Source organism: Streptomyces sp. NPDC002884 (genome assembly GCF_040295245.1).
GTDB lineage: Bacteria > Actinomycetota > Actinomycetes > Streptomycetales > Streptomycetaceae > Streptomyces.
In genome coordinates this window covers 1-18,235 of record NZ_JBEOVB010000058.1, presented here as the reverse complement: position 1 = coordinate 18,235, position 18,235 = coordinate 1, and the positions used below count along the sequence as shown (strand labels likewise).

The 18,235-nt window shown below is 72.0% G+C and carries 10 protein-coding genes and 1 pseudogene; 4 read left to right on the top strand and 7 right to left on the bottom strand.

Annotated features, from left to right (window positions below):
- Positions 1–127 precede the first annotated feature (127 nt).
- The 5 genes from ABT070_RS44015 to ABT070_RS43995 all read right to left on the bottom strand — a co-directional run bounded on the left by ABT070_RS44015 (position 128) and on the right by ABT070_RS43995 (position 8,996).
- The gene (locus tag ABT070_RS44015) at positions 128–3,493 is read right to left on the bottom strand and encodes an ATP-binding protein (RefSeq protein WP_351768721.1); all 3,366 of its coding nucleotides are present in this window, start codon (positions 3,491–3,493) and stop codon (positions 128–130) included.
- A 253-nt stretch (positions 3,494–3,746) separates the two neighbouring features.
- Positions 3,747–4,316 (bottom strand): hypothetical protein, encoded by a 570-nt coding sequence (locus ABT070_RS44010; protein ID WP_351768719.1) that lies wholly within the window; start codon positions 4,314–4,316, stop codon positions 3,747–3,749.
- Positions 4,291–7,158, bottom strand: coding sequence for an ATP-binding protein (locus ABT070_RS44005; protein ID WP_351768718.1), 2,868 nt, complete (start codon positions 7,156–7,158; stop codon positions 4,291–4,293). Before ABT070_RS44005 ends, ABT070_RS44010 begins: the two co-directional genes overlap by 26 nt.
- Positions 7,155–8,027, bottom strand: a complete 873-nt coding sequence (locus tag ABT070_RS44000; protein ID WP_351768716.1) for a hypothetical protein — start codon at positions 8,025–8,027, stop codon at positions 7,155–7,157. The genes ABT070_RS44005 and ABT070_RS44000 overlap by 4 nt, the downstream gene beginning before the upstream one ends.
- A gap of 81 nt (positions 8,028–8,108) precedes the next feature.
- A complete protein-coding gene (locus tag ABT070_RS43995) occupies positions 8,109–8,996 on the bottom strand; it encodes a hypothetical protein (RefSeq protein ID WP_351768714.1) in 888 nt (295 codons plus the stop codon).
- A gap of 901 nt (positions 8,997–9,897) precedes the next feature.
- On the opposite strand from ABT070_RS43995, the gene ABT070_RS43990 reads away from it, so the two are divergent.
- The 3 genes from ABT070_RS43990 (at position 9,898) to ABT070_RS43980 (ending at position 14,327) form a co-directional block, all read left to right on the top strand.
- On the top strand, positions 9,898–10,308 hold the full coding sequence (locus ABT070_RS43990; protein ID WP_351768712.1) for a DUF6924 domain-containing protein: 411 nt from the start codon (positions 9,898–9,900) through the stop codon (positions 10,306–10,308).
- 89 nt (positions 10,309–10,397) lie between these two features.
- Positions 10,398–10,832 (top strand): DUF6924 domain-containing protein, encoded by a 435-nt coding sequence (locus ABT070_RS43985; RefSeq protein WP_351768710.1) that lies wholly within the window; start codon positions 10,398–10,400, stop codon positions 10,830–10,832.
- Positions 10,833–10,907: 75 nt separating this feature from the next.
- A complete protein-coding gene (locus ABT070_RS43980; protein WP_351768709.1) occupies positions 10,908–14,327 on the top strand; it encodes an ATP-binding protein in 3,420 nt (1,139 codons plus the stop codon).
- A gap of 69 nt (positions 14,328–14,396) precedes the next feature.
- On the opposite strand, the gene ABT070_RS43975 is transcribed toward ABT070_RS43980, so the two are convergent.
- On the bottom strand, positions 14,397–16,043 hold the full coding sequence (locus tag ABT070_RS43975) for a peptidoglycan-binding protein (protein ID WP_351768707.1): 1,647 nt from the start codon (positions 16,041–16,043) through the stop codon (positions 14,397–14,399).
- 408 nt (positions 16,044–16,451) lie between these two features.
- Positions 16,452–17,099 carry a leucine efflux protein LeuE gene (gene leuE, locus ABT070_RS43970; RefSeq protein WP_351768705.1) on the bottom strand — a complete coding sequence of 216 codons (648 nt, stop codon included), beginning with the start codon at positions 17,097–17,099 and terminating at the stop codon, positions 16,452–16,454.
- Positions 17,100–17,480: 381 nt separating this feature from the next.
- Between leuE and ABT070_RS43965 the strand changes: the two are divergent.
- A pseudogene (locus tag ABT070_RS43965) lies at positions 17,481–18,235 on the top strand (Fe-S oxidoreductase); the annotation flags it as partial.

The window sequence follows — 18,235 nt, the reverse complement described above, 5'->3', positions numbered from 1 at the left end:
ACCGCAGGACACCCGGCACGTCCTCCCTCATGTGCCGCGTCTTGGCGATGTGCCACGTCTTGGCGCCTTCTTGGGGCGAGTGCCGGTGCGGTGCCGGAGGCGGACCGCGGCGGGACGTGGTCCGCCGTCAGACGGTGAAGAGCCGCCGTCGTTCGCGCTCCGCGGCGAGTTCCGCCCGCGCGCGGCGTGCGTCCGCCATGAGGTGAGGCGCGTCCCAGGCGTGGGCGACGCGTTCGGCGAGTGCGTAGTCCTCCGCGGCGGCCGGGTGCTCGCCGAGCAGACGGCGCAGATCGCCCAGCGCCTGTGCGAGGGGGCGGGTCGCGTAGGCGCCGCCGACGACGCTCCCCATCTGGTCGCGCACCTGCGACAGGCCCGCGACCAGAGAACGTGCCGCCTCGGTGTCGCCCAGTCCCACCGCGATCTCCGCGCGGTAGTCCAGCTCCATCCCGTAGAGGTGATCGGTCGGGATCTTCGGCGAGAGGTGCACCTCACGTGCCTCGTCGAGTCTGCCGAGGCGGACCAGGACGAGGGCGAAGGCGGCGCCGACCGGCGCTCCGACGCGCTCGTACACCTCACGCATCACCGGCTCGACCTCCGCGGGCCGTCCCTGGGCGAGGCGCACCGTGAACCAGGCCAGCGCGTGAAGGCTGTCGGCGTGGTGCGCCCCGACCCGCTCCAGCAGGCCGCGGGCCTCCAGGTAGGTGGCCTCGGCCGTGTCGAAGCGGCCGGCGACCGTCTCCAGCATCGCCCAGGTCACGGTACTGAGGCCCTGCGCCCAGACCAGGCCGTAGCGCCGGGCGATCCGCAGCCCCTCCGTCACATGCCGTCGCATGCCGGCCGGATCGTTGCGGGCGGCGGCGGTCAGCCCGTCCAGGTGCTCACAGATCCAGTGGTAGGCGGGGAAGTCGTGATCGCGTACGAGTGCGCGCAGCTCGGCCACGAGCGGCCCCCGTGAGGCGGCCTGCACCTCGTACGGCAGTTGCTTGGCGGCGGTCATCAACGCCGAGGCCAGCAACCGGGGTTCGCCGTTCGCGCGAGCGAGGGCCAGCTGGGCACGGGAGGCATCCAGGGCGCGGGGTGCGTCGTCGGCGGCGACCAGCTCGACCAGGACCTGGAGCACCCGGGCGCGGGTGGGGTCGTCGAGGGAGGGATCCGCGGCGAGGGCCTCCAGCCGGGCCCGCGAGGTGCGGTCGTAGAAGCTCTCCAGTCGGCTGCGCCAGGGCGAGGGCTCGATCCAGGCCGCGTAGGCGGTCGCGACCAGGTCGTTGCGGCCGGACTGCTCGGCCAGGTCGACAGCCCGTCGTCGGGTGCGCAGGGCCGCCTCGGTCGCTCCGGCCCTGACCTGCGCGCCGAGCAGCCGCACCAGCAGGCCCACGGTGCGCTCGGGATCACCACCGGCCGCGGTGTGGGCGTCGATGGCCTGCTCGATGAGGCCGACGGCGGTGTCGTGGGCGTAGCGCCGTTCGGCGGCCTCGGCGGCGCGCAGCGCGTGGTCGACCGCCAGGGAGGCGTCGGCCGGGCTGCCGGAGCGGGCGAAGTGGTGCGCCAGCGCGGCGGAGTCGTCGGGCCGGTGGCCGAGCAGTGCCCGTGCGACACGGGAGTGCGTGCGGGACCGTCGCACCCAGGACAGATCGGTGTAGACGGTGTCCCGGACCAGCGCGTGGACGAATCGGACGCGTCCGGGGCGGGATTCCGTCAGCAGGTCCGCGGCGAGCGCGGCGTCGAGACCCTCCACGAGCTCGTCCTCGCCCGCGTCCGTCACGGCGGCCAGGAGCGGCAGCTCGGCCTCCAGTCCGACGACGGCCGTGAGCTGCAGGGCGGTCCGGGCGGCGGCGGGCAGCAGGGCGAGGCGTCTGCGCAGGACGTCGCGCACGCCCTGGGGGACCTCGGAGATCGCGACGAGGGCACCTTCGCTGGCCAGCAGACGGGCGCTCTCCAGGACGTAGAAGGGGTTGCCGCCGGTCCTCCGGGCCAAGGCCGCCACGGTGTCCGCGCCCACCGGTCCGGCGCAGACAGCCTCCACGACCGTGGTGATGTCGACCGGCTGGAGCCCGCCGAGGGCGATACGGTGCGGTGCTCCGCGGGCGAGCGTGGCCAGGGTCTTCACCAGGCGGGGAGTGGGCTCGGCCGGGCGGTGACTGGCGAGGACGAGGAGCGGGACGCCCTGGACGGCCGCCGCCGTCTCCAGCAGGGCGAGGGTCTCGCTGTCGGCGCGGTGCAGGTCCTCGATGACGACGGCGAGGGGTGCGGCGCCGGCCACGGTCCGCAGCCACTCGGCGAGCGCGAGGTGCATGCGGAAGCGGCCCGCGGTGGCCTCGTCCCGGTCGGCGACCGCCTCGTCCGTGGTGTCGCCCAGCAGGGCGGCGAGTGCGTCGGGCCGGGCCGGGGACGCCTGGCGGGCCAGATCGCCCAGGGCCTCCGTCCAGGCCCAGGCGGGTGGCGCGCCCTCGTGATCGGGGCAGCGGCCGACGACGACCCGCCAGCCGTCCCTCCGCAGGCGTTCGCCGATCCGTTCCAGGAGCGCGGACTTGCCCGCGCCGGCCTCCCCGCTCACCAGTACGGTGCCGCCGTCGGCGCGGGCGGCCTCGGCGGCGCCCTCGGCCGCGGCCAGCTCGGCGCGCCTGCCCACGAAGAGGGTCCGGCTGCGGCGCGGGAGTCCGTCGGGCGGGGAGGCGGGCCCCTCCGGACGGACGGCCCGAGGTGCGGGCTCCGTGACGAGGCCTCCGTGCCCGAGGGTGTCGAGCAGATCGGTGCGCCGGTTCAGCAGGGCGTGCTCCACCTCCCGCAAGGCGTGTCCCGGTTCGCAGCCGAGTTCCTCGCGCAGCGCCGCGGTGGCGCGGCGCAGGGAGGCGAGCGCGTCGGCCTGCCGGCCGCACTTCCACTGGGCGAGCGCGAGCAGCCGCCAGCCCTCCTCCCTGAGCGGGCTCTCGCCGACGAGGGTCGCGGCACCGAGGGCGGCCTCGGCCGCGCGTCCGGTGCGCAGATCGGCGACAACAGCCAATTCGCGCGCTTCTGCGTGCAGTTCGGACAGCCGGGTCACCTCGGGGGCGGCCCACTCCTCGTGGGCCTGTTCCGCGAAGGCCGTGCCCCGCCACCAGCCGAGGGCCTCGGCGAGCAGCCGTCGCGCCTCTTCCCCCGAGGCGCCACGGGCCCGGCCCACCCAGGCCTCGAAGCGCCATGCGTCCACGGCGTCGTCGGGCAGCCGCAGGGCGTATCCGGGAGGCGCGGTGACCAGGACCGTCGCGGGCGCGCGGGGCGGGCGGTCCGGTTCGAGGAGGCGGCGCAGGTTCGACACGTAGGCGTGCAGGGAGGCCATCGCCTTCGCGGGAGGCGCGCCCCGCCACAGGCAGTCGGTGAGCCGGTCCGTCGGCACGACGGCGCCCCGCGCCATCAGAAGCAGGGAAAGAACGGTCCGCTGCCGCGCGGCACCCAGCTCGGCCGGCTCACCGTCCACCTCGACGCCCAGAGGGCCCAGCACTCGAATTCGCAACACGGAGCGTAAGTTAGCCGAACCCTGGTTCGAATCCGCCGCAGAGCGACGAACCCGCAACCGACTTCCCCGCGCCGCACGGCCCCACCCCGCCGACACAGCGGCCGCGCGAGACGCCACCGTCCGACCGGCGGGGCCACCGTCCGGCGGGCGGCGCCAGCCTCCGGCGGGTGGGGGCTGCCGCCTGGCGGTTGCCGATTGCCGGTTGCGCGGAGCCCGCCTTGCTTTATGGCCGCGCAGCCCCGTCGGCCCCCCATCAGCCCTTCGGGTGGACGGGAGGAGTGAGCGGCATCTCCGCCTCGACGCCGACCTTGACTCCCTCGACCACCTCGACCGAGACGCCCGCCGAAAAGGTCAGCCCCTTCTCGTCCACCTTGAAGCCGAATTCGACATCGACACCCTTCAACAGTGCGAAGGGGTCCGGCAGTTCGGCTTCACGACCACCGGCGCCGCCCTCGCCCCCGGCGTCCGCCTCGGCATTGGCCTTCGCCTCGGCATCGGACTCGATCCCCTCTGCCCCCTCTGTCTCCTCTGTCTCCTCCGTCTCCTCTATCCCTTCCCTCTCTTCTTCGAGCGCTTCCTCGTACTCCTCTTGGAGCCCCTCTTCGAGCTCTTCCTCGACCTCGACCTCGAGTGCCGACTCCGTCTGCTCCTGCTCCTGCTCCTGCTCCTGCTCCTGCTCCTGCTCCTGCTCCTGCTCCTGCGAGGACAAGTCGAACTCCATCGGCTCGGGCAGCTCCGCGTCGTCGGCCCCTTCTACATTCGGCTCCGCGGACTCCGTTCCCGATTCGACAGCCGGCTCATTCACCCAGGACTGTTCCGACACCTTCAACCCCTTTCACAGAAGCGGCCGTTCGCCCGGCCGGGCTGTCGAGATACCGACGGAACTGGCGGACCCACTCGGCCGCCTTGCGCAGGTGCGCAGGCTCGGTCAGCGACTTCGGATACGCGGCGGCGTGGGTCGCCCGCAGCAGGGCGACCCGCCAATGGGCCTCGCCGCGCGGAATGTGCCGCGGCCGCGCGGAGTCCCCGGCCTCGTCCAGGAAGTCCGCCAGCCGTCGCCACCACGTCAGCGCGAAGCGTTCGGCCGTGCCCTCCTTCATCAGCCGGACGAAGTCCTCGGCCTTTCCGGCCGTCCGTCCCGCCAGGAACTCCAGGGAGCAGTCCACCGGGCAGAACCCGCACGGCGCCTGCGGCCGCAACGATTCGGCGACCACCGGGGAGGCCGCGGCCCATCGGGCGTGCCTGCGAGCGAGTTCGGCCCGCCCGGCCAGCGGGGCACGACCGACACCCAGCCGCGCGGCATCCTCCGCCCGAACGTCCGGGACCCGCACCAGCACCGGCCGGTCGATACGTGAATGCGCCGCGTACGCCGACATCTGCGGCAGCACAGCGGCGTGGTCGCGCTGGTCGTCGTTCATCAGCATGGTGTCGCCGACCAGCCGCCGGTCCTCCTCCGCCTTGAGCTGATGGACGATCTTCAGCGCCGTGTTCTTGTAGGCGTCGGGGATCAGCTTGGACGGATCCTGCTCGATCACCACCAGCCCCTCCCCGTACTTGCGGTTCTCCGCCAGGGTGTTGGCGAACGCCTCCGCGGCCCTGGCCGTCGCGTCGCTCTCCTTCCCCGACCCTGAACCCGGCCCGGGCCGCCTGAGCAGTCGATGGGCCTCCTCGACCAGTGTCACGTGCGTCAGGTTCGAGGAGTCCCGGTGCACTTTGTAGTGCTCGGTCATGGCGTTCAGCAGCAGCGCCATGACCAACGCCTGCTGCTGGGCGTCACCGAGCGGGGCCAGTTCCACCACGACCGGCCGGTCGAGCAGTTCACCGATGGGCATCGACCTGCGCGCCGACAGCACCGGCCCGCAGGGCCCTTCGGCCAGCGACCGCGCGCGCAGCCGGGAGGCGGCGACGATGTTGGAGCGCGCCTCGCCCGCGTAGTCGTAGCCGTCGGCCACGTTCGCCATGACGTCGACGAAGTCGGCCAGCACCGGCCACTCCTCGTCGCCGCGCGCGGTGGCGTTGACGTCCAGGCCCTTGCGTCGGTAGACGTCGGTGAGCGCCGTCCGGTAGAGGAAGGGGAGCGGGTCCCACAGACCGAAGGCGGCGTCGAAGCATTCGAGCAGATTGCCCGCGTGGGTGGAGATCCGGACTCCGGCCGGTACCTCGAAGGGGTTGAGCCGCAGCGGGGCGGTCTCCTCGTCGCCGACGGTCAGGACGAGCATGTCCTCGAAGCCGGGGAGCGTGGCGAGCCAGCGGTAGTCGTCGTGATCGGTGTTGACCGGCTCCAGGACGGTGAACGGAACCCGGTGGTCCACCCAGAGCTGACGGCACAGCGACAGCGTCGAGTTGGTCTTGCCGGACCCACTGCCGCCGACGATCAGGGTGTGCCGGGTGAGGTCGTCCAGCTCGACGCGGAGCGGTGTGCCCGGACCGCCGCCGGCCGTGTGCCCCAGCACGACGTGCGGGCCCTCGGGGGCGTACGCCAGGGTCGTCGTCCGTTCCACGGCCTCGACAGGGAAGCCGGGCACGAAGCCGTTCAGGGCCAGCGGCAGCCGGAAGACCGCACTCGCCTCCTCGACGTCGGCCAGCCATTCCAGCGGCTGGAGAGCGGGAGGCATCGCCTGCGCCCAACCGCCGTCGTCGCCCCACAGGGTGGAGTCCAGCCAGCCGGTGTTCCCGGCGAAGACGGCGGCCTGGCCGGCGTCGGCCGGGCGGACCAGCCGATAGGACGGACCCAGGGCGGCCGGGTCCAGGTGTCCCTCGGACACCCCTGGCGCGCCGCGCGAGACGGTCTCGCCGACCAGTGACGGCAGCGAATCGTCGAAGGGCACGGGCGACCAGCACGACAGCCGCATCCGGAACGCGTCGCCGAGGTAGCGCCGTCCGGCGTCGGCGTACAGTTGCTCGGCGCGTATCGCGAAGGCGTCCGCGGTCAGTTTGACCTTGCCGTGGTAGAGCGAGCCCGACTCGAACTCGCCGTCGGTGGCCAGGCGCGTGTAGGCGGTGGCGCAATGAGCGACGGCGGTGCGCAGGGACGCGGGCACCGCCACGGGGGTGAGGGCGATGCTCAGCGCGAGCGGGTGGGGGTGCGCGGTGACCGCGGTGAGTAGTCCCTCCCAGTGCCGCGAGGCGCCGGCGAAGGGCTGGGTCGCGGTGTAGAAACGCACCCCCGCGTCGGGGCGGTTGGGCGTCTCGGTGATCAACCGCCTGCGGATCTCGGCGGCGCCGCCCGGCGCGGCCGTGAACGGGGCCAGCACGGCCCGCAGTTCGTTCTCGTCCAGCGGCTCGGCCACCACATGGGGTGCGGTGAGCGCCAGCCGCTGGGCCTCCGCCCGGGCGGAGGCCGCGGCCGCCGCCGGATCCGGCGCCCACACCCGGGTGAGCAGATGGGACCCGAGGCGGCCCGAAGCGGGGTCCCAGAGCCAGCGCAGCTCCAGCACATGGCCGGCCGGGGCACCCAGCCGGCCCGCGAGGAACTGCGCCTGTTCCCGGACGGCGCGGGCCAGCCGCCGGTCCTCGGGCAGGCTCGCGTACTCCTGGCTGCGGGTGAGGTCACGGGCGGCGGTCAGCCGGAGCCCGGCCCAGGACCAGTGGCCGTACGGTGCCGCCGGAGCGATCACCGTGCCGGCCTGCCGGTCCCGGGCCTGCGCCGGGGGAATGCCGTTCACGACGCCGGCGGGGCGGACGGGACCGGCGGGTGACCCGGCATGGACGCCTGCGGCGCGCCGGACCAGCCCGCCGCGGCCATCGGGGCAGCCGGGGCCGCCGAGGGCTGGGAGACGGTCTCGACCGGGATGTCGTGGCCGAAGGTCTGGCTCAGCGGGACGTTCAGGTTGTGGTTGGCGGCGTCCACGCCTTCACGCACCGCCGAGTGGACGGCCTCGCGCAGTGCGCGCGCCCGGTGCGAGGAGAGCTGACCCATGAATGCTCGCTGGCCCTTGAAGGGGCTGAAGAGGGAGTCCTTGAGGAAGCGGAAGAACATCCCGATGGGACGTCTGCTGCTCCACAGGGACCAGCCCACGTAGAGGCCGGTGCCGTAGGAGAAGACCGAGACGTAGACCTGGTACTCGCGGTCGGTGATGACCAGGAAGTTCTTGACCGAGGGGTTGTGAGCCGTCCGGAAACGGCGGGGGGCCACCGAGACGGGCAACTGCCGGGCATTGATCACCTGGTAGATCACGCCGAAGACGGTGTCCGAGGCCGCGGCCTTGCCGTCCACCACCAGCTGCCACTCCGACAGACCCAGACGGTAGGGGATGAAGAACGTGGCCAGCGAGACGGTCAGCGGCACCACGACCAGGAAACCGCCCGCCGTCGTCGGATCGCTGGACACCAGCACGATGAGAGCGACGGGCAGCACCAGGATGAGCGTCGCCAGGAACGCCCACCGGGCTCGCTTCAGGAACCCGCGCAGGTCGAGGGGATCGACAAATCCGGAGAGCTTGTAGTCGAGTTTGTCCTTGTACTGGAGCCGGGCGCCCAGGTAGGTCGCGTTGGAGAGGGAGTCGGCCTGGGCCGCGAAGGCCGGGGTGGTCATGGTTGTGGTGCTCCTGTCATGGTCCGAAGCGGTCGATGGAGGGGTGTTGGAGTGGGTCCGGGACGGAGGGGTGGGCGAGGCTCAGGAGAGGTTGTCGTCCGCCAGGCCGATGCCGCTGATGGCGATGTACGGGAATTGGGCGTCGGCATTGCCCGTCTCGAGGACGTCGATGCTCGCGCTGTCCGCGGTGACGGCGGACGGCAAGGTGATCCACTCCATCACCTTGTCGGGATCGTCGATCGCCTCGGTGTACCGAGCGACTTCCTGTCCGTCCAGGTAGAACGTCCAGCGCGCCTGCTTCACGGTCAGGTTCTCGTAGAACCAGTCCGTTCCGTCGGGGTCGGTCTTGGTGTAGCCGGGAACCAGGCCCACCTGGGTCAGCCGGGTGGGGGCGCCCATTTCCAGTGCCAACCGGCCGGTCTCGTGTCCGCACCGCCAGGCCGTGTCGTCCAGCTTGTCGATCGCGTTCTCGGGCTCGTAGGTGAAGGACCGGCCCGTGCTGTCCTGCCTCTGGGGCAGGACACAGTCCGAGCTCGCGAACGTCGGAAAGAAGACGTAACCAGGATCGATCGTGCTGTCCGCGTGCACCACTCCCTCGTCGAAGTCGCCCGGCGCGGCGCTGTCGTCCCCGGTTTCGGCGCCCTCCCCGGTATCGGCGCCGGTGCCGCCCCGCAGCGGGCTCGCTTCGGGAGCGGCCGGCGGTGAGGCCACGTCGGCATGGCCGTCCGCGGTCGACGTCCCTCCGGACTCCGGCGTGCCGCCGCCCAACAGGAAACCGGCGACGAGCCCTGCGGCCACCGCTCCCACGACACCGGTGACGGCCCACAGCCGCCTACGGGAAGGGGCGACCGGTGCCGCCGTGGGCAGCCCAGCCGTTTCGTCGCCGGCCGCGCGGCCGGTCTCCTGAACGGTCCGCGGGACGCTCTGCGGGGCGCTCTGCGGGGCGGCCGTCACGGCCGGGCCGGCCACGGCGGCCGCAAAAGGCGGGACAACCGCGGCGGGCGGGACGGGCGGAACGACCGGAATGACCGGGGCGGCCGCGGCGGGCGGGACCGGCGGAGCGAGCGGCTTGACCGGAGCCGGCGTCGGGGGCGGCTCCGGGAGTGATTGCGGCTCGGCCGGGGCCACTTGCACCGGAGCGGCCGACCGCGCGGCCACCGCCTCCGGAGAAGTCGTCGGCGCAGAAGTCGTCGGCGGAGGACCCGCCGTTCGGGCCTGGACGGGCGTACCGCACTCGCGGCAGAAGAAGCGCGCCTCGGCGGCGGCCGTCGCGCAGCCCGGACAACTTTCCATGGATCCCCCCATGCTCGGCAGAGCCGACACACCAGCCGGGAGCCTCCGCAGGAGCCCCCGAAAGATGTGTTGGTCGCGTAAAGAAACGGTGTGGGAGATCTTTTAACATCGGGAAGAGTGCCTGGTCAACGCCATGATCAGAGGTTGATACGGCTTTACATGTGCTGCACACTCAATTCGGTTGCCGCCCTCCCTCACCCGTCGCGCCGAAGTACCTTGCGCGACGCCACAGTTGAACCGCGAGTCAGTAGCCGGACCGGGTCCGCTGCCCGCTTCGGGCAGGAACGCCCCGGCGCCGCAGCCCGGTTCCGGCCGACGCTCGCCGAGAGGCGTCCTCGACGCCCTGGCGTCCTGCCCGAGCGCGGTTGCCGGGACCCTCGACTCCTGGCGAGCGCGGAAGTCGTCCTCCTGGGGCGCCGACGGCGGCGCGGTCGGCCCGCGGCGCACAGCCGGGACTTTGTGCGCAGGAAATGACCGCGGCGCCCCGGCAACTCACCGCTCGCGTACTCTGCCTGACGGCTTCCGCTCCGAACGCCCTCGCGCCTCCATGCCGTTCCCCCTTCCGAGGACCACAGCCATGTCCAAACTCCTGTCGTGCCGCGCGCACACAACTCCGCTGGTACGCACCTGCTTCTCCGACGAGCAGTCGTGGCAGGCACTGCTATTGGCAGTCTCCACACCCACCGAGGAGGACTTTCTGGCGAACCTCGACATCGTCGACGACAGCGCCTACCGGGGGCTGTCCGCCGAGCGTATGGCGAGCCTCACGCCACCTGATGTGAGGCTGGTGGTGCTCGCCGACGAAGCCGCTCTCGCCGTGCCCGAGCGGCCCCTCCTCGTCCTCCGTACCGGCGCCGGTCGGCACGAGGAACTCCGCGTGATCGCAGCGGAGTTGTGGTCCGTCGAGAACAACATCACCTGGGCCAACATGGACTGGGCCGAGTTCACCGACGCGGCCGACGAGGACGGCGTGTTCCGCGGGTTCTGAGGCGGATCCATGAGTGTCACGCGCCGAATCCACCGCCCGACGCACCGATTCCGTCGGCCGACGGACCTAACCGCATGCGAAGGACCTTCGTGAACACCCTCCCGGACGGCAGCGACGCCGTAGTGATCCGAACCGACTTCACCGACGCGCAGGCCTGGGACCGACTCCGGGCCTACATCGGCTCCTACGCCCCCGAGGGCCTGCTCACCGACGTACGGACCGTGGATGATCCGCGGCATGAGGGCATGACCGCGGGGCAGCTCCGCTCGCTCGTGCCCGACCGTGCGGATTACCCGTACCTCGCGGTGGCGGACGCCGGCACCTTCGCGGCCCACCTCGAGGCTCGCGACCGCACGCTCCTCGTGATCGACCTGGACGAGGAGGGCCCGGGAGAGGTGTTCCGGGCCGTGGCGTCGTCACTCGCGGAGATCGACGCCAACCTGTCCCTGGCGAACACGGACTTCGGCGACTACGTGGAAGGCGTCGGCCACGACGGGGTCTACCGGGGACTCGAGGACAGGTGACCCGACGGCAGCCCGCAGCCGGGGACGGTGCACGCATGGACCGGGCTCGACCACCACTCGGGTAGATTCCCGTGCGTGCTGCGCATACGAGTCCTGGGTTCCATGGGTGCCGAAGTCGAGGGCATGCCGGTCGAACTGGGAACCCCTCGGCAGCGCGCCGTCCTCGCCCTGCTGGTCGCGGCCCGCGGCTCGGTGGTGAGCGCCGACCAGCTGGTGGATGCCGTGTGGCACGGACTGCCCCCGGCCAAGGCCAGCTCGTCCCTCCACGCCTATGTGTCGAACCTGCGCCGCCTGCTCGAACCCCGGCGCCCGAGCCGGGCGCCCTCTACCGTTCTGGCGACCTCCGCCCCCGGCTACGTTCTGCGGCTGCCCCCCGGCTCCGTGGACGCCTGGAGTTTCGAGGCCCAGGTGGGCGAGGCGAGAAAGGCTCCACCGGGCCGGTCCCGCGCACTGCTGGCCGACGCACTACGGTCCTGGCAAGGACCTCCGTTCCTGGAGCACGCGGACGAGACGTGGGCGGCGCCGGAAGCGGCCCGGCTGACCGAGCTGTACGTCCAGGCCCGGGAGCTGTCCGCCGCGGCCGAGCTGCGAGAGGGCCACGCCAACGAGGCGGCGCTCGCCGCCGAGGTCCTGGTGCGGGAGAACCCGTTGCGGGAGGAAGGGTGGCGGCTGCTCACGCTGGCTCACTGGGCGTGCGGCCGGCAGGCCGATGCCCTGACCTCGCTGCGCCGTGCCGCGAAGGCGGTGCGGGACGAACTCGGCTGCGATCCCTCGCCGGCCCTCGTGGAACTCGAACAGGCCGTGCTGACCCAACGTCTCGACGTCCTGCCCGCGCATGTACCGCCGGCCAGGCCGACCGCCGTCCCCGGCGCCACCGTGGCGGTGCCGCCCGGGACCGCTGACGTTCCCGCCGCCACGGCCGGCATCCTGAGGGACACCGCTCCGGTCCCCGAACCGTCCGCCTCCGCACCCCTGCCGTTCGTCGGCCGGGACGACGAGCTGCGCGCGCTGGGCGCCGCCGCCACGGCCGCCCGGCAGTCGGGCTCCACCGCGCTGGTCACCGGCGAGGCGGGCGCCGGGAAGTCGGCGCTGCTGGAGCGGTTCGCCGAACGCCTGCGCATCGAGGGGTGGTTCGTGCTGATCGGCCGCTGCCCCGAATACGAGGGCGCGCCGCCGGCCTGGGCCTGGGTGGAGGCTCTCGAAACACTCGCGCGCACGTTCCCTCCGGCCCGCCCCGCGGAGCTGGTCGCGCTGCTGAGCGAGTCCGACGCCGGAACCGCCCCGACGGGTGACGCCGCGACCGTCGGACGATTCCGCATGCACCGTGCCTTCGCGGCCTGGCTCCGGGACGCAGCCGGCCGGCAGCCGCTCGCCATCGTCCTCGAAGACCTGCATCGCGCCGACGCCGAGACGCTCGCTCTGTTCGAAGCCGCGGCCGGGGTCACCGGCCTGCCCGTGCTCACCGCCGCCAGCTACCGGCCCGCCGAGACCGGCGATCTCCTGGGCAAGACCCTCGCCCATCTCGCACCGGGCGCTCCGTACCGGATCACGCTCGGTGGCCTGCCCACCGCGGACGTCGCGACCCTGGTCGAGACCGTCTGCGGCGAGCCTGTCGATCCCGTCACGGTGACGGCCCTCACCGACCGCACCGGCGGGAACCCGTTCTACGTCCTGGAAAGCGCACGTCTCCTGACCAGTGAAGGGGCCCTGGTCGCCGTCTCCGAAGTCCCGCAGGGCGTACGCGACGTGCTGCGCAGACGCCTGGCCCTGCTGCCGGCCGACGCCCGCTCCGCCATACAGCTCACGGCCGTCGTGGGACTCGAAGCCGACATCTCCCTGCTGACGCACGCGACGGATCTGGACGAGGACCGCCTGCTGCACGGATTGGAGGCAGCCCTGGCCGCGGACCTGCTCACCGCGCCCGCACCGGGACGCGTCCGCTTCGTGCACGCGCTGGTGCGCGACACCGTGTACACGGACGTGCCCGTCATGCGGCGTTCCCGCCTGCACGACCGTGTGGCCCGGCAGCTGCGCAGCCATCATCCCGCCGATCTGCCCGCCCTGGCCCACCACTTCGCACGTGCCGGCCGCGGCGACACCGCGGCACTGGCCCTCGACTACGCGCTGCGGGCGGCAGAGATGGCGGAACGGCGGTACGCCCACGACGTGGCCGTGGGGCTGATCCAGCAGGCGCTGGAGGCCCACGCCACGATCGCGTCCGACTCCGACGGGCACCGTGAGGCGACCGTCGGCCTCCTGATACGGCTGCTGGGCGCGCAGGTGCGGGCCGGAGCGTCCGACGCCGCCCGACGGACCCGGCAGCAAGCGGTCGACCTCGCCATACTTGCGAACCGGGACGATCTGGTCGCGGCGGTCTACGGCGCGTGGACCGAACCCTCGTTGTGGCGCAGCAGGCTGGAAGGCTTCTTCGACCGCACCGCACTGGCCCGCCTGGAGCAGTTGGCCGAGGACCGGTCCCTCGACGATCCGACACGCACCCGGGTACTCCAGGTCCTCGTGGACGCCGTGGCGGCCGAGGACGCGCCACGGGCTCTGGAAGTGGCACACGCCCAGCTCGCCCTGGCCCGAGCCGGCAGTGAACCACGCCTTCTGGCCTCCGCGCTGATGACATCGGCCCGGCTCATGCCGCACGAGGGACAGCACACCGCGCGCGAGCCGCTCGTCGCCGAACTCCGACGGCTCGCCCTGACCCACGACCTACCCGCCTACCGCTGGGTCTGCGAGCACCTGGACACCCTGACCGCAGCCTCGCGCAACGACCCCGACCGGGTACGCCGGCACACCGCCGACGGTCTGCGCCTCGCGCATCGGTACCGGCTGCGGTGGGCCCAGGGCATCAACACCCTCACCCTCGCCATGCTGGCCGCCGTCGAGGGCCGGTACGCCAAGGCGGAGACGGCGTACGTCGAGGCGGACGTACTGTTGCGGCGCATCGGGGCACACCGGGCCGCCGACCTGCGCACCATGGGCCTGATGACCATCCGGCTCACCCAGGGCAGGACAGCCGAGATCGAGCAGGACGTCAGGGAGATCCACTCGGCCGTCGGCGCCCCCGTCGCCGTACTGCACGCACTCGTCCTGGCCCGTCTCGGCCGGACGGACGAAGCGCGGGCCGTGTCGTTCCCCGAGCGGCCGGTGACCGACCATCTCTACGGACTCGAACTCGACTACCGCAGCGACCTGGCGGTCCTGCTGAACGACACCGGCGCGGCAGCCGTGCTGATCACTCATCTGCTGCCCCTCCAGGACCAGTTCGGCGGCACCGCCGGCGGCGCGTACGCGAGTCGCCCCCTTGCCCACGCTCTCGGCGACCTGTACCGCCTGCTCGACGAGGAACAGGCCGCGGCCGACGCCTACACGCGCGCCGAACAGGTCGCCCGGACCTGGCAGGCGGCACACCACGTGGACACCGCCCGCCGGGCCGCCGCGGCACTGCCGCCTCCGGGAGCCCGGCGCCGAACGTTCGCCCCGTAGAGCGACGCCCGACCCCGGGGTGCGCAGTGCGGGGCCGACGGTGTGGGAAGGGGGCAGGGCGAGAGTCGGTCAGCGGACCCTGATGAAGACCACGTCGTAACCGTTGTTGGTACCACGGGTCTTGACGTAGACGCCGTCGCTGCCGCCGTTGGGATTGCTCGTATTGCCCTCGACGGTGGTGAAGGACGACCCGGAGACCGTCCGCACGATGCCTATGTGCTCGTTGCCGCCGGTGAAGTCGCTGCCGCCGTCCCAGTCGAAGGCCACGATGTCACCCGGCTGCGGGGCGGTCGTCACCGACAGGTGGTAGTTGCCGGCCCGTGCCTGCTTCACCCAGCCCGAGACGTAGGAGTTGCGGTAGGAGGAGGCCCCGGTCTGCTTGGCCACCCAGCTCACGAAGGTCGCGCACCACGCGTAGTTGCTGGTGGACAGCGAGAGGCCCACGGCCGACCCGTAGCTGTTCGCGCGGGCGCTGCCCTCCACGGTGCCGGCCTCGGCCTCGGCCACGTCGAGGATCTTGCCGTACCCGCCGCCGGGCGGGGGCGACGAGGGCGGGGTGACCGTGCCGTACAGCGCCGCCTTGGTGTTCGGTCCCACATGGCCGTCGGCCGAGAGACCCTTCTCGGACTGGAAGTCCCTCACCGCGCTGTCGGTGAGCGAGCCGAAGTCGCCGTCGACGGCGAGATCGGCACCGTGGTGGTTGAGCAGGCTCTGCAGCTCGGTGACGCAGCCGCTGCGCTGCCCCTGCACGATCTCGTTCGGGCAGGAAGCGGAGTTCAGGTTGACCGGCGCGGGGGCGCCGTTGCCTCCGCCGCCGCCGATGTTCGCGTACAGGGCCGCCTTGGTGTTCGCACCGACCTCGCCGTCGGCGGTGAGGCCACTCGCCGACTGGAACGCCTTGACGGCCGACAGGGTCGCGGGGCCGAACTCACCGTCGACGGCGAGTTGCTGACCCTTCCCGTTCAGCAGGGCCTGGAGCGTGGCGACGCAACCGCCGCTCTCGCCCTCGACGATGTTCGCCGGGCAGGACGCCGACCTCAGGTCCAGGCTCGTCGACGGTGACTCGTCGGTGTCGTAGAGGGCTCGCTTGGTGTTCGCCCCGACCTGTCCGTCGGCCGTGAGACCGCGGGAGGACTGGAAGCTGCGCACGGCGCTCGCGGTCCCGGCGCCGAAGTCGCCGTCCACGTCGACCGCATAGCCGAAGTGGCGCAGCAGCCGCTGGAGTTCGCTGACGCATCCGCCCTTGTCGCCCTGTACGACGTTCGCGGGGCACGAGGAGGACTGGAGGTTGATGGGCGCCGGTGCCGAGCCTGCGGTGGCGTACAGCTTGCTCTTGGTCGCCGGGCCCACCCGCCCGTCCACGGCGATCGCCGTGGCCGCCTGGTACTCACGGACCGCGTAGAGCGTGCCCGCCCCGAACTGACCGTCCACCACCAGAGCCGCGCCGTGCGCGTTGAGCAGGTTCTGCAGCTCCGTGACACAGCCGCTCACCTGGCCCTGCACGATCTCGGCGGGGCAGGACGCCAAGGTCAACTTGATCGCGACCGGCGCCGCCACTGCCGGTCCGGCACTCAGCACGATGCCGGCCGAGACCATCGCCGCGGTGGCGGCGACGGCCCCGATCCGGATCCGCCACCCTGCCGTGGTGCGCCGTGCGCCCCGGTGTCGTGCGGTCCCGTCATCGGTGTGAGCGAGGAATGCTGCGCGTCTCTCCATGGCTGCGAACTGTCTCCTTGTGCAGGTCGATCGGCCGACAGGCCGATCAGCGTCGTCCGACCCTGGCCGCGCCCCCGGACCGGACCGGTCGGAGCGCGATCCCATGCCTCGTCTCCCCCACGAGTGGCCGGCGCACCCGCGCTGACTGCCGCGCAGGTGCTGAGACGAGAGTGGGCCGTTCGGCACACGCGCACCACCGCCACGGCGCAAGTGACGCCATGACGGGACGTCACCGGCTCTGACCTGCACAAACACCGGGCCCGATGACGACCCGGCGAGATGGTGCCGGCGCGGGACGACCGGGCAAGGACCCCCACCCCGGCGATCGACGGCCCGGACCGTCTCCCCGGCGCCTGCGGAGGTGCTTCAGGTGCCAGGTGCCGTACGGCGACGACGCAGCCTTCGGGATCAGGCGGCGAGGGAGAGCTTCACCGCGAACCCCAGGAACAGCACACCGGCCGCCGAAGTCGCCCCCGCCGCCAGCCGCCTGCGGCGCCGGAACGCGCCCGCCAGCCGGGTACCCCCGAAGATCAGGACACTGAGGTACAGCACGCTGGCAAGCTGGGCGAACACCCCCAGGACGACGAAAGACAGTGCCGGATAGGCATAGCCCGGGTCGACGAACTGCACGAAGAACGCGACGAAGAACAGGATCGCCTTCGGGTTGAACAAACTGACGACCAGCGCCCGCCGCAACGGCCGCTCGACCACGACCGCGGCCGCGCCGTCCCCGTCGAGCACCCGCTCACGGCCCGTCCGCCACATCCCCCAGGCCGCCCGCAGCATCCCGGCCGCCAGCCAGGTCAGATAGCCGGCACCCGCATACCTGACCACCGCGAACAGCACCGCGTTGGCCTGGAGCAGCGAGGCCACCCCGGCCGCGGAGAACGTCATCAGCACGGTGTCCCCGCACCACACGCCGGCCGCCGCCGTGTATCCGGCCCGCACCCCGCGCCGCGCCGCAACGGACAAGACGTACAAGGAATTGGGCCCCGGAAGAAGAACAATCAGGACGAGTCCCGCCAGATAGGTGGGAAGATCAACGACTCCGAACATGCGCACCAGTGTCCCATGCAGGCGCGGCACCCGGACAGGGCCACTCCCCCCATGCGACAGGCCCGAGGTACGCGACAGGAGCGGGGGCCGCAGACGCGTGGGTTGCAGGTCTGCGGGTGCGCTGCACAACCGCTTGAGCCGACCGGCCGCGCGGTCTGCCCGGACGGGACGCATCCCTACCGGACGGTCCGCGTAACTACCCGGCCCGTCGCACCAACTCCCCGCTTAGACACCCCCGTTATCGGGCGGGGCGGGCCGCCGCAGCGACGCAGATCACCGCGTACCCCGGCTGCGGCGCGGCACGACAAGTGGGTAGTCTCGAATCGAGCACACAAGTTACCGCTTGGTAGTCCCGTTTTCGCAGGTTCGAGGAGTCCGCCCATGCAACTCGCCGCGATCATCGTGTCGCTGGTCCTCATCGTGGTCGGTGTCGCGCTGTTCGGCCGGGCCGTCCTGGCGATCTGGCGCTTCATCCGGCTCGGCCAGTCCGTCGCCGCCCGCACCCGCACGGACCGCCCCCTCGACCGCACCCGTACGCTGGCCAGGGAATTCGTCGGCCATACCCGGATGAACCGCTGGGGCGTCATCGGGGCGGCGCACTGGTTCGTGGCAGTGGGCTTCTACACACTGCTGCTGACCATCGTCAACGCCACCGGCCAGCTCTTCGACCCCGACTGGCTGCTGCCGGTCATCGGCGACTGGACCCCGTACAACGTCTTCGTCGAGTTCCTCGGCACCATGACCGCCCTGGGCATCATCACCCTGATCACCGTCCGTCAGCTCAGCCGGCCCACCGGCCCCGGCCGCAAGTCACGCTTCACCGGCTCCAAGACCGGCCAGGCCTACTTCGTCGAAGCCGTCATCCTCACGGTCGGCATCTGCATCGTCGTCCTGCACGCCCTCGAAGGCGCCCAGCACCACATCGAGCACTACGAGGCATCGTTCTTCCTCTCCTACCCGCTGCTCTCGTGGTTCGAGGGGATGGACACCTCCACCCTGCACACCCTCACCTACTTCTTCGCCGGCCTGAAAATCGCCGCCTCGTTCATCTGGATGATCGTGGTCTCGCTCAACACCAACATGGGTGTGGCGTGGCACCGTTTCCTGGCGTTCCCGAACATCTGGTTCAAGCGCGA

Bases quoted from the DNA above. Each gene is read 5' to 3' on its own strand.
- ABT070_RS44000 (WP_351768716.1), bottom strand. From the start codon at position 8,027: ATGACCACCCCGGCCTTCGCGGCCCAGGCCGACTCCCTCTCCAACGCG.
- ABT070_RS43990 (WP_351768712.1), top strand. From the start codon at position 9,898: ATGTCCAAACTCCTGTCGTGCCGCGCGCACACAACTCCGCTGGTACGC.
- ABT070_RS43975 (WP_351768707.1), bottom strand. From the start codon at position 16,043: ATGGAGAGACGCGCAGCATTCCTCGCTCACACCGATGACGGGACCGCA.
- leuE (WP_351768705.1), bottom strand. From the start codon at position 17,099: ATGTTCGGAGTCGTTGATCTTCCCACCTATCTGGCGGGACTCGTCCTG.